The organism is Aurantimicrobium sp. (assembly GCF_036667855.1).
Lineage (GTDB): Bacteria > Actinomycetota > Actinomycetes > Actinomycetales > Microbacteriaceae > Aurantimicrobium.
This window is the reverse complement of record NZ_JAVWTF010000139.1, coordinates 1-500: the sequence shown is the minus strand read 5'-3', so window position 1 is coordinate 500 and position 500 is coordinate 1. Positions and strand designations below refer to the sequence as shown.

The 500-nt window shown below is 43.0% G+C and carries 1 protein-coding gene; it reads right to left on the bottom strand.

Going from position 1 to position 500, the window contains the following annotated elements; all coding sequences use genetic code 11:
- Window positions 1–233, bottom strand: a 233-nt coding sequence (locus tag RR877_RS10750; protein WP_332628268.1) for a hypothetical protein, incomplete at its 3' end; no start/stop codon positions are given.
- Window positions 234–500: the final 267 nt, after the last annotated feature.

Genomic DNA, 500 nt, shown 5'->3' with positions numbered 1-500 from the left:
ACTTCAGCATCAATAGCAGAAGTAATAAACTGCCAGCCATGCTTTAGGTTGTTGATAATGATTATTCCATCAACCGATATTCCCGCCACAGCGCGACCCTCGATGATTTCATTGGTGTCGGGGAAAGTGACATCAATACCCTCGATAAGGGCTTCTTTCCAAATGCTATCGACCAGGTTTCTCTTGGCGTAGAACAAGGCATCTTCTTGCGTCATAGTATATTTTGGTTTCATGTGCGATCCCAGCCCTTTGATTTTCCCTGTGCGAGTAAGCGTAAAATAGCCCTGAACCAAAAACAAGCCACCAAGCAGAAAAGCTTGGCGGCTTGTATGTTTGTGGTCGGGTTGACAGGATTTGAACCTGCGACCCCTTGACCCCCAGCGGCCCAAAGCTTGAAATTGCAGAAAATTTCTGATAACTCAAGATAACATATTCCCTGATAAAATGCCATATTTATGTTTTTTCATTATTTTGCATTATCCCTAGTCTTAAGTTTTGTG